This is a genomic window from Sorangium sp. So ce145 (genome assembly GCF_051525985.1).
Lineage (GTDB): Bacteria > Myxococcota_A > Polyangia > Polyangiales > Polyangiaceae > Sorangium > Sorangium cellulosum_B.
In genome coordinates this window covers 2,825,067-2,844,084 of sequence record NZ_CP150315.1, presented here as the reverse complement: position 1 = coordinate 2,844,084, position 19,018 = coordinate 2,825,067, and the positions used below count along the sequence as shown (strand labels likewise).

At 72.6% G+C, this 19,018-nt stretch carries 13 protein-coding genes and 2 tRNA genes; 7 read left to right on the top strand and 8 right to left on the bottom strand.

What is annotated here, in order from left to right; all coding sequences use genetic code 11:
* Nucleotides 1-537 precede the first annotated feature (537 nt).
* Both WMF34_RS10910 and WMF34_RS10905 read left to right on the top strand, forming a co-directional pair.
* Entirely contained in the window at nucleotides 538-1,392 is an 855-nt protein-coding gene (locus WMF34_RS10910; RefSeq protein WP_437993242.1) for a transposase zinc-binding domain-containing protein, read from the top strand.
* Nucleotides 1,389-2,940 (top strand): IS3 family transposase gene (locus tag WMF34_RS10905; RefSeq protein WP_437993241.1). Its coding sequence is split into 2 segments (ribosomal slippage): nucleotides 1,389-1,858 and nucleotides 1,857-2,940, totalling 1,554 coding nucleotides; the frame shifts between segments, so codons are not numbered across the junction. The genes WMF34_RS10910 and WMF34_RS10905 overlap by 4 nt, the downstream gene beginning before the upstream one ends.
* Nucleotides 2,941-3,246: 306 nt before the next feature.
* Here WMF34_RS10905 and WMF34_RS10900 read toward each other — a convergent pair.
* The 4 genes from WMF34_RS10900 to WMF34_RS10885 form a co-directional block, all read right to left on the bottom strand.
* Complete coding sequence (locus WMF34_RS10900) at nucleotides 3,247-3,702, bottom strand: DDE-type integrase/transposase/recombinase (protein WP_012234715.1); 456 nt, start codon at nucleotides 3,700-3,702, stop codon at nucleotides 3,247-3,249.
* Nucleotides 3,703-4,259: 557 nt separating this feature from the next.
* Nucleotides 4,260-4,332 (bottom strand) — tRNA-Arg (locus WMF34_RS10895).
* A gap of 177 nt (nucleotides 4,333-4,509) precedes the next feature.
* Complete coding sequence (locus WMF34_RS10890) at nucleotides 4,510-5,514, bottom strand: hypothetical protein (protein WP_437993240.1); 1,005 nt, start codon at nucleotides 5,512-5,514, stop codon at nucleotides 4,510-4,512.
* A gap of 160 nt (nucleotides 5,515-5,674) precedes the next feature.
* Nucleotides 5,675-6,082 (bottom strand): VOC family protein, encoded by a 408-nt coding sequence (locus tag WMF34_RS10885; RefSeq protein WP_012234713.1) that lies wholly within the window; start codon nucleotides 6,080-6,082, stop codon nucleotides 5,675-5,677.
* 197 nt (nucleotides 6,083-6,279) lie between these two features.
* Here WMF34_RS10885 and WMF34_RS10880 point away from each other — a divergent pair.
* Together WMF34_RS10880 and WMF34_RS10875 are read left to right on the top strand one after the other, a co-directional pair.
* Nucleotides 6,280-6,353: transfer RNA gene (locus WMF34_RS10880), tRNA-Pro, on the top strand.
* Nucleotides 6,354-6,508: 155 nt separating this feature from the next.
* A complete protein-coding gene (locus WMF34_RS10875; RefSeq protein ID WP_437993239.1) occupies nucleotides 6,509-7,099 on the top strand; it encodes a serine protease in 591 nt (196 codons plus the stop codon).
* A gap of 49 nt (nucleotides 7,100-7,148) precedes the next feature.
* Here WMF34_RS10875 and WMF34_RS10870 read toward each other — a convergent pair whose 3' ends face one another.
* The gene (locus WMF34_RS10870; RefSeq protein ID WP_012234711.1) at nucleotides 7,149-7,943 is read right to left on the bottom strand and encodes an MXAN_2562 family outer membrane beta-barrel protein; all 795 of its coding nucleotides are present in this window, start codon (nucleotides 7,941-7,943) and stop codon (nucleotides 7,149-7,151) included.
* A complete protein-coding gene (locus WMF34_RS10865) occupies nucleotides 7,940-9,157 on the bottom strand; it encodes a hypothetical protein (protein WP_437993238.1) in 1,218 nt (405 codons plus the stop codon). Before WMF34_RS10865 ends, WMF34_RS10870 begins: the two co-directional genes overlap by 4 nt.
* A 362-nt stretch (nucleotides 9,158-9,519) precedes the next feature.
* On the opposite strand from WMF34_RS10865, the gene WMF34_RS10860 reads away from it, so the two are divergent.
* The 3 genes from WMF34_RS10860 (at nucleotide 9,520) to WMF34_RS10850 (ending at nucleotide 15,584) form a co-directional block, all read left to right on the top strand.
* Nucleotides 9,520-13,128, top strand: a complete 3,609-nt coding sequence (locus tag WMF34_RS10860; RefSeq protein WP_437993237.1) for a HEAT repeat domain-containing protein — start codon at nucleotides 9,520-9,522, stop codon at nucleotides 13,126-13,128.
* Nucleotides 13,129-13,460: 332 nt separating this feature from the next.
* Nucleotides 13,461-14,912 (top strand): DUF6600 domain-containing protein, encoded by a 1,452-nt coding sequence (locus WMF34_RS10855; RefSeq protein WP_012234707.1) that lies wholly within the window; start codon nucleotides 13,461-13,463, stop codon nucleotides 14,910-14,912.
* Nucleotides 14,913-14,978: 66 nt separating this feature from the next.
* The gene (locus WMF34_RS10850) at nucleotides 14,979-15,584 is read left to right on the top strand and encodes a hypothetical protein (protein WP_231864780.1); all 606 of its coding nucleotides are present in this window, start codon (nucleotides 14,979-14,981) and stop codon (nucleotides 15,582-15,584) included.
* Nucleotides 15,585-15,657: 73 nt separating this feature from the next.
* Here the strand turns inward: WMF34_RS10850 and WMF34_RS10845 are convergent, their stop codons facing one another.
* A complete protein-coding gene (locus tag WMF34_RS10845) occupies nucleotides 15,658-17,211 on the bottom strand; it encodes a M16 family metallopeptidase (RefSeq protein WP_437993236.1) in 1,554 nt (517 codons plus the stop codon).
* The gene (locus tag WMF34_RS10840) at nucleotides 17,208-18,773 is read right to left on the bottom strand and encodes a M16 family metallopeptidase (protein ID WP_437993235.1); all 1,566 of its coding nucleotides are present in this window, start codon (nucleotides 18,771-18,773) and stop codon (nucleotides 17,208-17,210) included. The genes WMF34_RS10845 and WMF34_RS10840 overlap by 4 nt, the downstream gene beginning before the upstream one ends.
* Nucleotides 18,774-19,018 lie beyond the last annotated feature (245 nt).

Below are 19,018 nucleotides of genomic sequence, written 5' to 3'. Positions count from 1 at the left end.
TTTCCGTCGCGACTCCGGCTTCGACCTCCTCGAGCAGCCTTCGTGTTGTGGTTTCGATTTTGGGGGGATCGGGTGAGCCATTGGCGGGGGCCCCCGGAGCGGGCGGCCTGCGGGTCGTCCCATGCTCGCCCGGCTGTGGCCGGATGATCGACCGGAAAATCCAGCTGATCACGACCCACCGCGCGGAAGGTCCGCTCGTGCATTGCTGGACGGGCCGGCCGTGAAGTGTGCCGTCGACGTCGCGCGCACGCCTCGGTGGGCATGAGTCCACCGCCCTCGCGTGAGACAGGTCACACGCTTGTCGCTGTCAACCTGGAGCTCGTCATCCCGTTCGTGGCTCCAGCTCCTGCCACCCGAACTGCGGCGACCAGGGGCTAGGCATCATAGAAACATGGAGTCCGCAAGGTCGATCCCGCTGATGATAGTTCCCGCTTTTTGCGCGAGAACATGAGCGCTTCGACGTCGCCGAGGATGCCAACGAGCTAAGCTGCCGTCTACGAGCGCCGTCGCCGCGAGAAGACGACGCTCTACGAGATCGTGCGCGACAACGTGGAGACGCTGTACGGGGCCATCGACGACGACGCCATCGCCGTCCGGATACCCAAGCACGCGAAGAAGGAGCTTGAAGCCTACCTCGACTGCGGGCTGCTCTGCCGCGGGTTCGCGCGGCTCCGGTGCGAGCGCTGCGAAGAGAGTCGGCTGGTCGCCTTCAGCTGTAAAGGACGCGGTTTCTGCCCGTCGTGTCTGGGCCGACGCATGTGTGCCACGGCGGCGAACCTGATCGAGGACGTCCTGCCCGAGGTGGCGCACCGTCCGTGGGTGTTGACGTTTCCGTTTCCGTGGCGGCGCAGGCTCGCCCAGGACGGGGCGTTGTTCGGCGTGCTGACCCGCATCTTCGTCGAGAGCGTGGAGCGGTTCTACGAAGAGCGCGCCGCGCGCCGAGGCGCGTGCGGCGCGGTCAAGAGCGGCGCGGTGACCGTCGTGCAACGCACGTCCGGCGACATGCGGCTCAATCCGCATCTGCACGTGGTCTTCCTCGACGGGGCTTATCACGAAGACGGCACCGAGCTCGTGTGGAACGAACTCGGTCACCTGCGAACGCGCGAGGTCGGTCAGGTCCTAGAGCACGCCGTCGGGCGGATGCTCCGTTACCTCCGGCGGCACGGACATCTCGAGAGCGAGCACGACGTCGAGGAGGACGACGAGCCCGAGGCCGCGCTCTGTGCCTCCGCCGTCTCGGGACGAGAGCCGCGCCACACGTCGTCGCCCCGCAATGGCTCCGCGGGCTCTCGTCGTATTGTCCGAGCGCGCTCGCGTACGACAAGCCGCTGTGCGCTGCGCTCGATGGCTTCACCTTGCACGCAGCGACCCCCCGGACGGGCTTTCAGGTGAGAGAGTATTCGGAATCCTTCAAAAGAAAAATCGTCCAGCGGCTCCTCGCCCCAGGAGGACCGACGGCGGTGGCGCTGTCGGCGGAGACGGGGGTGCATCAGACGACGCTCTCGCGCTGGCTTCGCGATGCTCGTAGCCTCGCGCCCGTGTCCGACGACGCTCGCCGCTCTGCGCCTCCCCTCCCTTCCGCCGCTCGCCGCCCGGAGGACTGGACCCCGGAGCAAAAGCTGCGCGCGGTGACAGAGGCGGCCGCGCTCTCCGAGCGGGAGCTCGGCGAGTTCCTCCGCCGCGAGGGACTGCACGAAGCGCAGCTCGGCGAGTGGCGCAAGGCCGCGCTGGAGGCTCTAGGAGGGCCGGCAAAGCCCGGGCACGGCACGGCCCCGTCGCGGCGCGTTCGGGACCTGGAGAGGCAGCTGCGGCGCAAAGACAAGGCGCTGGCCGAGGCCGCGGCACTCCTCGCACTTCAAAAAAAGCCCGTTCCATCTGGGGGGACGGGGACGACGACACGGATCCGGAGACCGACAGGTGACGCTCTCGCTCCTCGATGAGGCCATGCGGGCCGGCGCGACGCTCGCGGCCGCCTGCGGTGCGCTCGGGCTCAGCGCGCGCACCGTGGCCCGATGGCGAGCGGAGGTCGGCGGCGAGGATGGACGAGCCGGACCGCGCCACGCCCCGGTGCACAAGCTGACCGAGGCCGAGCGCCGGCGCATCGTCGAGACGGCCAACAGCCCCGAGTTCCGCAATCTCTCGCCCAAGCAGATCGTCCCGCGCCTGGCCGATCGCGGCGTGTATCTGGCTTCGGAGTCGAGCTTCTACCGCGTCCTGCGCGAGCAGGGGCTGCTGGCGCACCGCAATCCGGCTCGACCGGCACGCGCCCATCGTCCTCGCGCGCTCGTCGCCAAGAGGCCCAATCAGGTGTGGTGCTGGGATATCACCTACCTGAAGAGCGCGGTGCGCGGAGCGTTCTACTTCCTGTACCTGATCGTGGACGTCTACAGCCGCAAGATCGTCGGCTGGTCGGTCGAGAACGAGGAGTCGATGGTCGCTGCCGCTCGTCTCATCGAGCAGACCTGTGGCCGCGAAGCCGGGGGCTCCGGCTGCCTGGTGCTGCACGCGGACAACGGCGGCCCAATGAAGGGCTCGACCATGCTCGCCACGCTCCAGCGCCTGGGCGTCGTGCCCTCCTTCAGCCGCCCTCGCGTCAGCGACGACAACCCCTACGCCGAGGCCCTCTTCCGCACCCTCAAGTACCGGCCCGAGTATCCACGCCGCCCGTTCGCCACCGTGGAGCACGCACGCCACTGGGTCGAGCGTTTCGTAGCCTGGTACAACGGCGAGCACCTGCACAGCAGCCTCCGCTTCATCACGCCCGCCGACCGCCACCAAGGGCGCGATGGCGCGCTGCTCGCTGCCCGCCATGCGCTCTACCAGCGGGCCCGCCGCAGGACGCCGCTGCGCTGGACCGGCCAGACTCGCAACTGGACTCCCATCGGTCCCGTGACCCTCAACCCCCACACGCACGAGGCTCAAGCACTCACGAGGATGTGACCAAATCAACGGCCAACAATCTTGACACCCACCGCATCAGGTTTCAGTTGGTGTGGACTTCACATGGCATCCTCCTGATCGAAGCTGTGCTTGGCGCACCGTAGGTAAAAGAAGCCGGATCGCAGCGCGAAGACGTGTAGCGCAGCAAACCGAACGGATGGGACCGCGAGCGTCGTGATGGCTCGGTCCTGGGTCGAAAGAGCGTGGTCCGGGCGGCGCCGAGCGCGCTACGGGGCGCATCGGCGTGCCGTGGGCACACGTGTCCGTCCGGGCGTTGGTCTGGCCCGGGAGGCGCGTCGCGAGACGCTATACCCGGGGGGCGATCGTCGAGGCGCGATGCTCGGGCTCGACGAGCCACGCGGCGAGCTGGGCCTCGAGGTCGGCCTCGTCCTGGAACTTGCGCGGCTTGAAGAAGGAGCTCTTCACCCAGCCCACGAGCCGCTCGACGGTGCCCTTCTGGTTACCGCGCCTGGGTGCGCACATCTCGACGCCGACACCGAGGTCGACGATCGCCTGTGCGAACGTGGCATTGAAGAGCTCAAGCGCGCGGCCTTTGCCGCTCTTCTTAACAATGGTCTTGGATCGATCGAACACGGCTATGAGCGGTAAGCCGCCGAAGGCGACGAAGTGGCGCGCGAGGCTGCGGACGAGGGTCTCGATGCCCTGGTTGTCGACGAGATCGACGGCGGCGAAGCGCGAGTGCTTCAGGCGCGAAGCGAAGGAGCGGACGCGCTTCTTGCGGCCATCGACAAACGTGACCACGACTTCCCCGAAGTCGTGCTACGAGAACTCGCCCGGCAGGCCTTCGAAGCGAACGATGGGCGGGGCGTGCTTGGGGCGGGCAGCAGCGACAAGGGCGTAGAACGCGGTCTTTTTGCCGGTGTAGCCGGCTTCCGTGGCGCGACGTAGGAGCTCCAGCGTGGCGATATGGAGCCTCTCGAGAGCCGCCGCCCAGAGTTGAAACTCTCCCCGGAGCCTCTCGAGAGCTTCCCAACTAGAAATTTTTCAGCACCACGACGGCGCCTCCCCCGGCGTGTCCGGCCCCCTCCCCGAGCTGCGCCACTGGTCCCACCAGGTGCGCAGGCACAGGTCGTCGGCCCCCGCGCGCATCATCGCTCGCGGCGGGCAGCCGCATTCGTTCGCGGTCCGTCCAGCGGATGACGAAGCTTCCTGCTGCCGCTCGCTGACCGCCACCTGGTCGAGTCGGCCCTGCCACGCTGCGGTCCCCGACACGCGCCCAGCGAGCGACGCCGCGGAGCCTCCTGCCCGCGGCCTGCTCGGCCATCTGATGCGGAGCCAAAATCCCTCAGGATTTCGAGCACCCCCGGCAAGAATTGAACTTGCGACCTTCGGTTTAGGAAACCGCTGCTCTATCCACTGAGCTACGGGGGCAGGGGCGACAGCCGCTACGGGCGCCGGAACCTGGCACACCTCGCCTCACGCATCAAGCCAGATCCCCAGCCACGCCCTCGTCCAGCCCGCTCTTCCGCCGCGCCTCACCGGCCCGCGCTCCTCCGCCGGCCGCCAGTCCGCGCTCTTCCGCCGGGCGCCGCCCTCCGCGCGCCTCGATCACTTCCACACCTCGCCCCAGAGCGCCGCCCCCACCACCAGCGCGCCCGCGCCCCGCATCAGCCCTGCCCGCAGCGCCGCCACGGTGCGCTCGCGGTTCCCCCGCACCACCCGGGCGATCTGCTGCGCCCCCCGGTAGGCGTGGGTCGGCCTCACCACCTCGACGTGCACCTCGTCCCCGAGGCCGAGGTCGATCCTCTCCCCCGTCCCCTTCCCCCCGGCCCGCGCAGCGCTCCCCGCTCCGCCGTCGTCTTCCGCTCCCGCCGCCCCCGCCTCGATCTCCGCTGCGATCCGCTCCGCGACCTCGTCCCCCGCCCCGCTCCGCTCCCGCGGCAGCTTCAGCACCCTCGCGATCTCCAGCGCGTCCAGCGCGCACAGCCCCGCCACCACGGCGAACCCCATCGCCGCCACGAGGCGCCCCAGGTCGGGCGCCGCCGCCTCCGGCAGCCCCGACCCCAGCTGCAGCGCCACCGCGATCACCGCCGCGGTCGCCGCCCACACCGCACGCCGATCCGAGCGCGCCACGATCGAGCCGGCGCGCGCCCGCCCGACACGATTCGCCGCGATCAGCACCACCGCGAGTGCCGGAACGAACGGCAGCGCGAACACCGCGCCGAACGCCGCGCCGACGATCATCCCTGCCGGCCCCGCCACGAGCCCGATGGTCATCCCGTTCACGACGCCGGCCACAACGATGGCCCACAGCGCCAGCACGCCCGCCACGAACGGCCCCCGCCGGGTCCACTTCCCCGGCGCGTCGACCCACGGCAGGCCGTCCGCCGGCGCATCGCCCGCGCCGAACGCCATCGATCCATCGCCCCAGACGCCTCCGATCCGCGACGTCAGGTAGTGGCCCAGCAGCGCCGCGACGATCGGGGTCACACCCGCGAGCAGGAAGCGGGGCACGAGCTCGTCCATCTCGAGAACGTCGGCCGTGATCCAGCCGCCCACGAGCCCGATCGCCCCGCAGGGAAACACGAGCGGCACGGGCGCATCAGGCGACATGGAATCGGACGTTGAACGCGGCATCTCGAAACCCTCCGGCTCGTTCGTTCCCCTTCGACGCGCAGGCCCTCGAGCAGCTTCCAGGTCCCTGGCGCGCCGCCCGACCTTCCATCATCTCACCACGGCGCTCCACGCGCACTGCACACGGTCCGCGCCATCATCAGCCCGGCCCCGCCTGCGGGTGCGGGTAGTGGCTGAGCGCCACCAGGTTCCCGTCGGGATCGCGCGCGTACATCGTGTAGGCGCTCTCCCGCTCGACGCCCACGCCGCCCGCGGCCAGCCGGCGGCGCCACGCCTCCCGCTCCGACGGCGCGATCCCCAGGGCGACACAGTGCCAGCCTGGCGCCTCGTCCGCGCGCATCGGCCCGGCGGCGCCCGCCCGCTCCACGGCCAGAAAGGCGCCGCCCCCGAGCTCGAGCCACACCGACCGAGGCGCTCCGGCCTCGTCCGTCCAGCGCCGCACCACCGGCAATCCGAGGACGCCCGCGTAGAACGCCTCGGCCCGCACCAGGTCGCGCACGACCACGGCCAGGTGATGGACCGACAGAGCCGCGACCGTCCCGCCCATATTGCGCCCTCATTTCAGCGCCTTTCACGCGGCGACGCACCTGAAAAGCCACGCGGACGCCGCGCGACCGACGCCTCGCCGACGCCAGGCGTTCGATCGGCCGGCGCCGGGCGCTCGACGCGCTCGGCCATCGGTGCGACCTGTCTTGCCCCGGCAGGGCGCCTCGTCTATGGTCCCGCTCGCGGACGCGCTCTGCCCGGGGAGTCGCACAGTCCGGTAGTGCACGAGCTTTGGGTGCTCGTTGTCGCGGGTTCAAATCCCGCCTCCCCGACCCTCTCCGACGATCCTCGCCCCTCGCGAGCCGGGCGGCCTCGGTGGCCCCGGCCCTGCGGCTCAGCTGGATCCTCGCGTCGCCATCGCTTCCGTCGTCGCACCCGCCGCGCATCGAACTTGGCCTCCTCGGGTCCGCTGCGCATAGTCCCGCCGATGTCGACGCCCGTAAGACTCCTGCTCGGCGCATGTCTCTCCCTGTCCGTCGTCGCAGGGTGCGGCGGGCCGCAGATGGCCGCCCCGGCGGCGGCTCCGGCGCCGCGCGCGCAGAGCGCGGCGCCGCCCAAGCAGACGGTGCCCGCCGGGCAGCTCGCCCGCGCCGACGTCGACCGGGTGCTGCTGCAGGGGCCGCCCTGGATCCTGCGGCGCGTGCCCGTCGAGGAGGTCGTCCGGGCGGGCGCGTTCATCGGCTGGAAGATCCTCGCGCTGCCCGCGGACTGGAGCAGCATCGAGCTCAAGACCGGCGACATCGTCACCCAGGTCAACGGCACGCCCCTGGAGCGCCCGGACGACCTGTTCGCGGCCTATCGCGCCCTGGCCAGCGCCAGCGAGCTCAAGATCACGTACGAGCGCGAGGGCGCCGCGCGCGAACTCGTCGTGCCCATCTTCGGGGCCCCGACCAAGGAGACCGTCGAGGCCTTCGCGAGCGACAGCCCCCCGCGCCGCGCGACGACCGCCCGGCCGAAGGGAACGACGGTGATCGAGGAAGACGACGGCGGCGCGCCGCTCGAAGGCAGCGCGCCGTGAAGCGCGTGCCGGCGCCACGCGGCGCGCGCCGCGCGCGCGGCGCCGCGCCTCACATGTCGAAGGCCAGCCCCAGGACCCACGTCGAGGTGCCGACGTGCATCTGCGGGCGCGAGCCCAGCCCGTCGAGGTTCGCGAACATCCACTCGCCGAACAGGTACGTGTGGTTGATGCCCGTCGTCTCATCGAGCTGGGAGGCCGAGCGGCGGTCCAGCCAGTTGAGCGCGAGCATCCCGCCGAACGCGAGGTGCGTGCCCCACGTGACGCCCTCGCCCCGGACGCCATCGGGCTTCGGCGTGCCAGGGCCCGACGTCGTGGTCCATAACCCCATCCCCAGGCCCACCTTCGCGTAAGGCACGATCGGGACGCCCGTCTTGCGCATCAGCTCGTCGGCGCGGAGGACGGCGGACAGGTGCATCGGCATGATGGAGAGCGAGGTCTCCTCTGCCTCGGCCCTGTCGTCGCTGCCCGCCACGAAGGCCTTCGCCGACGCCGACGTGTACCCCCAGCCGAGCCCTGGGCCGATCGCGCCGACGTACGGGATCCGGAGCGGCAGCCAGTCGACCTCGACCCCGAAATAGAAATTCTGGCCGTCGCCGAAGGTCTTCCCGTAGGGGCCCGCGCCGGAGAACTCCTCGTCGACCTGGGGAGAGTACGGGGCGAAGCGGAGCTCGAACGCGAAGCTCTGAGGAGACGCATAGCGCTCCTCTCGCTGGATCCTCGAGCGATCGTGCTGCCGCCAGTCGCCCGTCCCGTAGCTCGTTTGCGCGCCGGCCACGGAGGCGGCGAGGAGCGCCGCGCCGCCGGCGAGGCCGGCGACCAGCTGATGACGGAGATGACAGCTCATTCGCTCTCCTGCGTGAAGGAACGCGCGTGCGCGCGCGCGTGGCGTCGACGACGGCTCCTGCGCAACAACCCGAGCGCCGCGCCGGCCGCGACGGCGGCGAGCGGCGCAGCGGCCCACCGCCCCGCCCCTACCGGCCCTTCGATGCTGCAAAAGCCCCCACCGGCTTGCCCGCCGGCGTCCCGGTACTGCTCGAAGAACCCGTCGACGTCGGTCGCGGTCGCACAGGAGATCGCCGACAGCGGCCCGGCATTGCCCACCTGGTCATAGGCCGCGACGCCGACGACATACGACCTGCCGTTGACGATGTTCTCCGTGGCCTCGCCACGGCTGGCCCTCCCCACGCTGCCGCACTGCTGCGCGGAGTCCGGGATCTCCCCCGGCACCAGGAGCGACGACTGGCAGCCGGAGCTGCCGCCGCTCGTCGTTCCGCCGCCGGCTCCCGCCGCGCCGCCGCCTCCGCCGGCTGCCCCGCCGCCGGCTCCCGCCGCGCCGTCGTCTCCGCCGGCTGCCCCTGCCCCGCTCGAGTCAGGCGAGGACTGCCCGCCATTGTCGCAGTAGAGATAGTAGCCGAGCACTTCATCGGCCTCGTTCTGCGTGTAATCGACGAGGATACGCCCATCGCCGGAGTGCGCTTGCACGTTCGTCGGCGGCTTCGGGCCCAGGAGGTCCACCTTGGTCTGCTCCCATGTCGCGAAATCCGGATTGCTCTGATCCGTGGTGGACAGCCGCAGGAAGTAAACGGTCATCTTGACCGCCTCGGTGCTCGTCCGCGACGTGACCTCGCACTCGTCGGCGTCGAGGAGCGCCTTCGCGAGCTCCTTTGCCGGCAGCGTGACGGGCACCGTGTCAGCCAGGCCGAGCGGCAGATCCAGCCGCTTGCAGTAACCGTCGGCCTGGCGGTTCACGGCCTGGGTGCAATCCGTCGACTGGGTGACCCACGCCTCGAGGCTATCGCTGCCCGTCGGGTTGGTCAGCGTGAGCGTGAGCTGCAGATCGTTGCCGGTGACGCAGTCCTCATGGCTGATCCAGAGGGGGTTCTGCGCGTCCGGGCGAGTGACCTTGGTGCGCACCACCTGGCTGCTGATGGTCACCGTCGCGCCGGCCTGTCGCGCGCCTCCGGCGAGCGCCGCCGCCGCGAGGGCCACCGCGCAGAGCCGGGGGAGGTGCCGCCGCCCTCGCGGCCGTGGCCGCACGAGATACCTTGTCGTGTCCATGGGCGCGTCCTTTCAGCACAGCTCGTACCACGCCGCAAATGCCCCGCACAGCCCTTCGAACGGCGGGGAAATCGTTCGTGCGCCCGCGTGCGCCCACGCCGGATGCCGCGTCGAACGCGCCCTCAAAGGCCCCGCGGTCCCGTCGGAGGCGTCCTTGGAGGCGTCCTCGACGCCCCACCTCGGAGGCTCGGAGGCGCGCCGCATGACGAGCTGGCCATGGTCGCCGTGCGTTCCTGACAAGTTGGCATCGACGCCGCGGAGCAGCAGGGTGAGCGGACCGCCGCGCAGCGCCATGGGCCGGCGGACGAGCTGCGTGGCCCGAAACACGCGCTCTTCGAGAGAGCTCGGCTAGCGTGAGGCCCGTGGATTCGACCGACGCCGCTCCCCCGCAGCCGGGCTCGAAGGCAGAGCCGAGGGCGAAGGAGCGCGCCGCGGCGCCGGAGCCGTCGCGCGCTGGGCAGCCCGGCCAGCCCAGCGCGCGCGCGGAAGGCGCGCCCGCGTCCCCCGCGTCCGGCGCCACCCCGTCGGTGCGCCCGACCTCGAGCCGGCCCAGCCGACTGCAGCCGAGCGGCGCCGCCCCCGACGCCCACACCGCCGTCCTCGGCGTCCCCCTCACCCGCGTCGAGCTGCACCGGACCGCGCTGCTCTTCTGCCTGCTCTTCCTCGCCGCCCTCCTCTTCGTCGTCGGCCGCTCCGCGCGCGACGCGCTCTTCCTCACCAGGTTCCCCGTCACCTGGATCGCGCCGATGTGGATCGTCTACGGCGTCGCCTCCGCCGTCGCCGCGCTCGCGTACGACCGCGTCGCCCGCCACCTGCCGCGCGCCCAGCTGTGCGTCGCCTTCGCCCTCTTCGGCGCCGCCACGTTCGCGCTGCTGCGCGTCCTCATCGGCCAGGAGGTGCGCGCCGCGATCCTGGTCTTCTACATCTGGTCCGAGATCATCGCGAACTTCACCGCCGTGCTCGTCTGGGCCGTCGCTCAGGACCTGCACGACCCGCGCAGCGCCAAGCGCCTCTTCGGCCTGATCGGCAGCGGGCGCGTCGTCGGCACCGTCGCCTGCGGCTTCGCGACGGGCGCCGTCGTCCGGTGGATCGGCACCGAGAACCTCCTGTTCGTGCTCATCGCGGCGCTCCTCGCCATGGCCGCGCTGACGACCGCGCTCGCGCGGCGCCACCCGCTCGGGCGCCCCCCGTCCGGCGACGAGGAGCTCCTCCAGGCCCGCCTTCCGCGCATGGACGTGTGGCGATCGCGCTACGCCCTCACCGTCGCGCTGCTGACCTTCCTCCTCTTCACGGTCCTCACGATCGGCGACTACCAGTTCAAGGCGATCGCCCTCACGGCCTACCCCCACGTCGACGACCTCACCCGGTTCATGGGGTTCCTCTACGGCGCCGTCGGCGTGGTCGGCCTCCTCGTGCAGCTCGTCGCGACCCCCCGGGTCCTCCGGCGCCACGGCGTGCTCGGCGGGTTGCTCGCCATGCCGGCCGCGTTCACCGCGAGCACCGTCGCGCTGCTCGCGGCGCCGTCGCTCGCCTGGGGCGCGATCCTCAAGCTGAGCGACAACGCGCTGCAGCTCACGATCTACGACGCGACGATGCAGCTCTTGTTCTTCCCGTTCCAGCCGGCGCTGCGGGAGCGGGTGCGGACGCTCGTCTCCACGATCGCCAAGCCCCTCGGCTACGGGCTCGGCGCGCTGATCCTGCTCGCCGTGGCGCCCACCGCCGCGACGGGTGCCGCGCTCGTCGAGGAGGCCGCGTGGATCGGCGTCTACTCCCTCCCGCTCTGCGTCGCGTCCATCGCCCTCCTCCCGCTCGTGCGGCGCGGCTACTTCGACGCCATGCGCCGGACCTTGATGCGCCGCCAGATCGAGCCGGACAGCGTCGCGTACGGCCCCCAGACGCGCGCGATCCTCAAGGAGGCGCTCTACAGCCGCGCCATGGTGCAGGTGCTCTTCGCGGTCGAGCAGCTCCAGCAGCTCGACCCGACCCTCGTGCGCGAGGCCGTGCCCGCGCTCGCGCGCCACGGCTCGGCCAGGGTGCGCGCGCTCGGGGTGCGCCTCGCGGCCGAGCTCGAGCACGAGGAGGGCGCGTGCATCGCCCGCGCGGCGATCCACGACCGGAACACCGACGTCCGCGTCGCCGCCGTCGCCGCGCTCGCCGCGCTGCTGCGGGAGGACGCCCACGACGAGCTGCTCGCGCTCGCGCGGGAGGGCGCCGCGCCGCGCGCCGCCGACGCGACCGGCGGCGAGGCGCTCCGGGCCGCCGCGATCGCCGCGCTCCTGCGCTACTGCGGCCTGGACGGCATGCTCGAGGGCGCGCCGCGGCTGCGCGCGCTGCTCGACAGCCCGTCGCCGCGCGATCGCGCCGCCGCCGCCCGGATCCTCGGCCTGGTCGGCCACGCGTCGCTCCAGCGCGCCCTCGCGCGGCTCATCGGCGATCCCGACCCCGCGGTGCGGCGCGCGGCCGTGCGCGCCTCGTCGAGCGTCGCCGATCCGCGCCTGCTCCCCCTGCTCGCGGACGCGCTCGCCGAGCGCGCCCTCGCGCCGGCCGCGGCCCGGGCCATCGAGGCGCTCGGCGACGACGCCATCCCCGAGCTCGCGGCGCGCCTCGGCGACGACGGCACCCCGCGGGCCGTGCGGCTCGCGATCCCGCGGGTGCTCGCGCGGCTCTGCAGCCACGACGCGCTCGACGTGCTGCTCGCCCGGATCGACCACCCGAACGAGGCCCTCCGCCAGAAGGTGCTCGCGTCGGCGTCGCGCCTGCGCCTCGCGCTGCGCGCGCCGCCGGCGCCTCTCCGCGTGATCCGCGCCCGCATCGACGACGAGACGCTGGAGCACGTCCGCACGCGCGAGGCGTACATCGCGGCGCGCCCCCGCGTCGCCGGCGCGCTGCTCGATCAGCACCTGCTCCGCCGGCTGCGGAAGGGGCTCATCCGCGTGCTCCGGCTGTGCGAGCTCGCCTACCCGCGCGAGGTCGTCGCCCTGGTGCGCAACCACGTCTTCGGCCCGGATCCCGCGCTGCGGGCCAACGCGTTCGAGGTGCTGGAGTCGCTCCTCGACCGCCCGCTGCGCGAGCGCCTCGTCTCCCTCGTCGAGCGGCTGCTCGAGCTGTCCGCGGCGTTCCCCCGGAGGCCCCTGCCGCCGGAGGCCGGGATCATCTCCTGGATCCGCCACGAGATCGTGCGCGGCGACCCCTACAGCGCCGCGCTCGCGCTCGATGCCGTCGCCCGGAACTCCATCTCCGGCGCCGCCGGGGACGCGCTCGCCGCGACCTACGATCCGGACCCGCTGGTCCGCGAGGCGGCCGCCATCGCGGTCGCCGTCACGTCGCCGCCGGGCGCCCGCGAGCGGCTGGACGCGCTTCGGGCCGATGAGGATCCCGCGGTGGCCCGTTACGCACGATACTGGGCGGTCACCGGCGGCACCGGCATCGACCCCGAGGACGAGATGTACACGACGATCGAGAAGGTCCTGTTCCTCCAGCGTGTTCCGCTCTTCTCCCGCGTGGCCGGCGACGATCTGGTGGCGCTGGCGCGCGGCTCGCTCGTTGTGTCGCTGGCCCGGGGCGACGTCATCTTCCGCCAGGGCGAGCCTGGCGGCGCGCTCTACTCGATCATCTCGGGCGAGGTGAGCCTCACGCTGGACGGCCGCGAGATCGCGCGCCTCGGCGCGAACGACGTGTTCGGCGAGATGTCGCTCTTCGACAGCGAGCCGAGGGCCTCGACGGCGGTGGTGACCGAGGACACGGAGCTGCTCCGGGTCTCCGCCGAGGATTTCCACGAGGCGGTTCGGGAGACGGCCGAGATCGCGGACGCCGTGATCCGGGTGCTGAACCGGCGCCTGCGCGAGGCCGACCGCAAGCTGGCCGACGCGCACGCGCGGCTGTCGCTCCTCCCGAGGCCGCCGGCGCTGCCCGGGAGAGCGCCGCCTCCGGGGGACGAGACGCCGGCGCTCGACGACAGCGATCTCGATTGAGGAGCGCCGACGCCTCAACCTCGGTCGGGTGCCCGTGCCTCAACCTCGGTCGGGTGCCCGTGCCTCAACCTGGGTCGGGTGCCCGTGCCTCAACCTGGGTCGGGTGCCCGTGCCTCAACCTGGGTCGGGTGCCCGTGCCTCAACCTCGGTCGGGTGCCCGTGCCTCAACCTCGGCCGGGTGCCCCTCAACCTCGGTCGGGCACGCCAGCGCGGCGCTCCGGATGGTGGCCTGCAATGTGCAACGTCGGGCGCGCAGGGACGTCTGAAGAGATCTGAGGGCGCCCGAGGCCAGCCCGACCTCTCCCTGGCACCCCCCTCCAGAAGGACCCATCATGCTGCCGATGCCTTTCCCGCTGTCCGCTTTCCCCTTGCGCCCTGCCCCCGCGGCGCCGGGCATCCCCGGGGCCCGGCTCCGCCGGCTCGGCGGCGTCCTGCCGCTGCTCGCCGCGCTCATCGCCGCGCCCGCAAGCGCCGCCGCCCAGCCCGCCGAGCCCCCGTCGGTCCAGGTCGACGTCCGCGTGAACGCCGAGATCGAGGCGGACGAGTACGAAGACACCGACCCGAGCGCCCTTGTCGAGTTCCAGCAGCCGCTCGCCGCGTACGGCACCTGGATCGACACCCCGGGCTACGGCACGGTCTGGGTGCCCTCCGCGGTCGTGGTCGGCCCGGATTTCGCGCCCTACCAGACAGCGGGCCACTGGGCGCTGACCGACGACGGCGAGTGGCTCTGGGTCAGCGACTACGCGTGGGGCCACATCCCCTTCCACTATGGCCGCTGGGTCTGGATCTCCTCCCACGGCTGGGCCTGGATCCCGGGGCGCACGTACGCCCCGGCGTGGGTCGTCTGGCGCGTCGGTGACGCCGGCTACGTCGGCTGGGCCCCGATGCCGCCCACCTACTACTGGAGCAGCGGCGTCGCGGTCTCGCTGTGGACCGTTCCCCCCGCGGCGTACGTCTTCTGCCCGACGACGCACGTGTTCCATCGCCACGTCCACACGCACGTCGTCCGCGATCGCGAGGTCGTCCGGCGCATCGCCGCGCACTCGCACACCTACAGGCCGGCGCGGCCGACCGCGAGCAGGCCCGGGCGCGCCGACGTCCGCCCGCGCGGCGACGGGGGCGCGAGCCGCTCGAGCCCGCCCCACGGCATCCGTCCTGGCGGCTACCGCCCGGCGTCGCCGTCGCTCGCGGAGGCCGGCGTTCCCTCCTCGGCCGCCCCGAGGCACCGCGACAGGCCGGATCCTCGCGCCCTCGCTTATTCGCGCAGGAGCACGACGCCGAGCGCACGCCTCGCGCCCCCGCCGGCGCGCCGTCCGGCGTCGCCCGCAGGCGACGACCGTCGCGCGGCGCCTGCGCTGCGCACGCCGCTGCACCCGCGGGGGACGCCCGGCGGCGACGCGCCGGCCCCGATCGCCAGGCCCGGCCTCCCCGCGCGGGGCGTCTCCGGCGCGGGCGCGCTGCCCCGCAGCGGCGCGAGCCCATCGCACCGGCCCTCGCGGCCGACGGTCACGCCGCCGTCGCCCGCCCCTGCCCCGGAGCCGCCGGCCGCCCCGGCGCCGCGCGCCGTCGGCACGCCGGCCGCCACGCGTGCCCTCCCGCACCGATCGCCGTCGGCCACGGCACCGCGGCCGCTGCCGCAGGCGACGCCGGCGCCGCAGCCGGCCGCGAAGCCGCGCGCGCTCCCGAGCGCGCCGTCGTCCCCGCCGCGCCCCAGGATCCACCTTCCGTCAGGCCCGGCTCCGGGGAAGACCGCGCCGGCGTCCGGTCGCCCGCGGTCGAGATAGCCCTTGGTCCACGTCTTGCGACGTCCACGAGCAGGAGCAGATCCGATGACTCTTTTCGCTGACTTTGTGAAGCGTCGTTCACGGGGGCTGTGGTCGTTCCTTCTCGTCGCCGCGCCCCTCGCCTCGGCCGGCTGCATCATCGTCGACGAGGACGGCGACCACGATGGCCATCACGTCCACGACGACTGGGACAACGGCGACGACGACACCGTTCCCCCGCCGCCCGCGAACGACGTGCGGCTCGTCGCCATCGACACGGACGCCACCCTGAGCACCGAGCCGGGCGAGGGCGTCGGCATCTTCGTCGAGTACACGGAGGGCGGGACGTGGACGCTCTGGACGACCTGCGACACCAACACCTCCAAGGTCGTCTGCAGCTTCGATCTCTATGCCTCGGTCGACACGGCGTCCGAGCTCATCGACCTGGCGGGGATCGAGATCGAGAAGACGGACGCGACGCGCCTCGTCGACATCGGCGTCGCGTATTTCCACGCCGAGACCGGCTCGGACATCGACGCGATGACGTTTGCCACCACCCCGGGCGCCATCGTCCGGCTGGAGGCCTACCTCGACGGGGCGGAGGAGCCCCGCTTCGTCTACTGGTTCGGCGACGGCGTCCTGCACGAGGGCGCGCCCAGCAGCCCGATCGACTTCGAGCCGACCGCGCCCTGAGGGCGCGATCCTGCCGCCCGCTCCCCCCGCTGCCCGCGCGGCGGGAGGAGCGCCCGGCCACGGCGCGCGCCGCTCAGGGCTCTTTCTTCGGCTGGATCGGCTGCCCCTCGACGTCCCACGCCTCCGGCTCGCCGAGGCCGATCCCCTGGAGCTGCGGCAGGATCTCCTGCCGCGGTCCCACGACAACGACGGTCGCCGTCTTCGGATCCACGGCCCTCGCGAGCTCCGCGAGGCTCGCCAGCGTCGCGCTCTGCCGCGCCTTGCTCGCGTCGCCGTCGAACGTCTCCGGCAGCTTCAGCCGCGCCAGCGTCCCGAGGCGCTGGGCGGTGCGGTTCACGGTCTCGTAGGCGGAGACGAGCTCCGCGCGGTCCTGCGCCTGCACCTTCGCCAGCTCGTCCCGGGTCAGCCCGGAGTCGGCCATCTTGGCGAGCTCGGCGAGCATCTCCTTCAGGGCGGGCCCTGTCGCCTCGGTGACGACGGAGGCCCGCGCCACGAACGCGCCCGGCAGCCTCGTCTCGGTGAACGTCGAGCCGGCGCCGTAGGACCAGCCGTGATCCTCGCGCAGGTTCTGGTTCAGGCGCGACGTGAACGAGCCGCCGAGCGCGGAGTTGATCAGCTGGAGCATCGGCCGCCGAGGATCGCTCGCCGCGACCCCCTCCCGCACTGCCGCGATCACCGACTGCGGGGCCCCAGGGCGGTCGACGATCACCAGCCGCGGCGGCTTCCACGCCGGCGCGGCCGCCGCGCCCTGCGCTTCCGCCGCGCCCTTCGTGGACTGCGCGGCGCTCGCCGTGGCGCCCTTTGCCGACCACGTCCCGAGATCGCGCGAGAGCGCCTGCTGCAGCTCGTCCCGGGTGATGTCGCCGACCACGGTGATCACCGCGTGGTCCGGGCGCCACGCCGCCTTGTAGAACGCCTTCACGGCCGGGAGCCCGATCGACTTCGCGTCCGCGACCAGGCCGTCGACGGGGTGCCCGTACGGCGTGCCCGGCCCGTAGAGCGCGGCCATCGAGACCAGCCCCGAGACCCGCGTCGCGTCGTCTCCGCGCTTCCTGAGGTCGTTCTGCCAGAGCTCGCTGACGCGCTTCCACTCCTTCGCCTCGAACCGCGGGCGCGCGACAACGTCGGCGAGCAGCGAGAACGCCTTGTCGAAGTTCTTCTTCAGCACGGAGAGCGTCGCGACGCTGCCGTCGGCGCGCGCCCCGACCGAGAGCGTCGCGCCGAGGTCGTTGATCGCGCTGGACAGCTCCACCGCGCTCCGCGTCCCCGCGCCCTCGTCGAGCATGTCCGCGGTGATGTGCGCGAGCCCCGCCGCGCCCTTCGGATCGTCCGCCGATCCCGACGCGACGCCGATGGATACGGACACGATCGGCAGCGTGTGGCGCTCGAGCAGCCACACCTTCGCGCCGTTCGGTCCGTCGAGCACCACCGGCGCCGGCGGCGTGAACGGCTGCGGCTTCGGCAGCTCCGGCTTGGGCCCGAGCGGGTCCGCGGGCTCCGCGGCCGCCGGCGGGGCGCTCGGACGCGGCGCCTCCGCCCGGGCGGCGGACTGCGCCGGCGTCCTCGGCTCGCAGCCGAGGGCCGCGGCGACCAGCGCGATCATCGCGCCTGCGTGTCTCGCTCTCATTTCGTCACCGCCTTCTTCGCCTCTTCGCTGCCCTTCGGCACGACCCGCAGGATCACGCGGGCGTTCGGGTCCAGGGTGCTCTTCGCGTACGCCTGCAGCGACTCCGCGGTCGCGTCGCGGTAGCGCTTCAGATCCTGCTCCACGAACCCGGGCTGGCCCTTCGACGTCTCGTACCGGTTGAGCATCGACGCCCGGCCGGCGACCGACTCGAGCGCCGTCACGAAGGCGGTCTCGTACTGGTTCTTGGCCCGATCGAGCTCCTCGCGGCTCAGCTTCGCGTCCCGCACCTTGGCGAGCTCGGCGTCGATGGCGGCCTCGACCTTCTCGAGCGGCACGCCTGGCCGCGCGATCGCCTCGACGGTGAACGTCGAGCCGAGATCGCCGGAGTGCTGCACGGCGCTCACCTCCTGGGCGAGCTGCTTGTCGTAGACGAGGGCCTTGTAGAGGCGGCTCGCCTTCCCCTGCTCGAGCGCCGTGGCGAGGAGGTCGAGCTCGGCGTCGCCCGGCGCGAAGTGCGCGGGGCTGTGCCAGGCCATGATCACCTTGGGGAGGTTCACGTTGTCCTCGATCGTCTCGCGCACGACGCCGCTCAGCTTCACGGGCGAGGGCGTTGTCGCCGCGGGGACGGGCCGCTCCGGGATGCCGCCGAAGAACCGCTCGATGAGATCGCGCGTCTTCTGCGCATCGAAGTCGCCGGCCACGACGAGGGAGACGTTGTTCGGCACGTACCACCGCCGGAAGAACGTCGTGACGTCGTCGACGGTCGCGGCCTGGAGGTCCTCGTGCGAGCCGATCACGGGGTGGTGGTAGGGGTGCCCCTCCGGGTACATCAGCGAGGGCAAGAGGAGGTCGACCTTGCCGTAGGGCTCGTTCTCGCTCGTCTGGCGGCGCTCGTTGCGCACGACGTCGCGCTGCGCGTTCAGCTTCGGGAGGTCCATGCTGTCCGCGAGCGACGAGAACCGATCGGCCTCGAGCCAGAGCAGGAGCGGCAGCGCGTGAGCCGGCGCCACCTCGTGGTAGGCGGTGCGGTCCTCGCTCGTCCACGCGTTGTTCCAGCCGCCCTCGGCCTCCATCCAGGCGTCGAACTGCTTCGTGGGGACGCGGCGCGTGCCCATGAACATGAGGTGCTCGAACAGGTGCGCGAAGCCGGTGCGCCCAGGTTCCTCGAACCGAGAGCCGACCTTGACCATGAGGTTCAGCGCGACCATCGGCAGCGCGCGGTCCTCGTGGAGGATCACGGTGAGGCCGTTCTTGAGGGTGTACTTGGTGTACGGGATGTCGAGCTTCGGCGGCTGGGAGGCCGCGGACTGAGGCGCGGTGGGCGCGGAAGCCGGGGCCGCGGCCACCGCGGAAGCCGGGGCCGCGGCTGGCGCGGGCGCCGAGGCCGCCGGTGGCGCAGCCTTCGGAGCCGCGGCCGGCGCGGACTTCGGCGGCGAGGACGTGGCCTCGGGCGGCGCTGCGGGTGCGGGCTTCGGCCCGGACAGAGAGAGGGCCGCGGCCACGGCGACCAGGATCGGCCCGGTGGAGCGCGGGAGCGGCGGGTGACGCGCGCGGGTCTGCATGAGCCCGAGGGTTGCGCCGGTCGCGGGCGGGGCGCAAGCGGGCGGGAGCATGGATTGCGGAGACACGCCCGGCCAGCGGGTGCGGTTGTCAAGTTGTCACGGAGGAGGGGCGCACCGCAGAACGGAAGGGGCGCGCGGCGCGGGCGGGACGGCGGAGCTTACGAGGGCTGAGCGCCGGCCGAGCTCGCGGACGCCGCGAGCGGAGGCGGAGGCGCTGCGCCGGATCGATTGTCCACCGCCTTGCC

Bases quoted from the DNA above. Each gene is read 5' to 3' on its own strand.
- WMF34_RS10890 (WP_437993240.1), bottom strand. From the start codon at position 5,514: ATGTCGCCTGATGCGCCCGTGCCGCTCGTGTTTCCCTGCGGGGCGATC.
- WMF34_RS10885 (WP_012234713.1), bottom strand. From the start codon at position 6,082: ATGGGCGGGACGGTCGCGGCTCTGTCGGTCCATCACCTGGCCGTGGTC.
- WMF34_RS10875 (WP_437993239.1), top strand. From the start codon at position 6,509: ATGTCGACGCCCGTAAGACTCCTGCTCGGCGCATGTCTCTCCCTGTCC.
- WMF34_RS10870 (WP_012234711.1), bottom strand. From the start codon at position 7,943: ATGAGCTGTCATCTCCGTCATCAGCTGGTCGCCGGCCTCGCCGGCGGC.
- WMF34_RS10865 (WP_437993238.1), bottom strand. From the start codon at position 9,157: ATGGACACGACAAGGTATCTCGTGCGGCCACGGCCGCGAGGGCGGCGG.
- WMF34_RS10855 (WP_012234707.1), top strand. From the start codon at position 13,461: ATGCTGCCGATGCCTTTCCCGCTGTCCGCTTTCCCCTTGCGCCCTGCC.
- WMF34_RS10845 (WP_437993236.1), bottom strand. From the start codon at position 17,211: ATGAGAGCGAGACACGCAGGCGCGATGATCGCGCTGGTCGCCGCGGCC.
- WMF34_RS10840 (WP_437993235.1), bottom strand. From the start codon at position 18,773: ATGCAGACCCGCGCGCGTCACCCGCCGCTCCCGCGCTCCACCGGGCCG.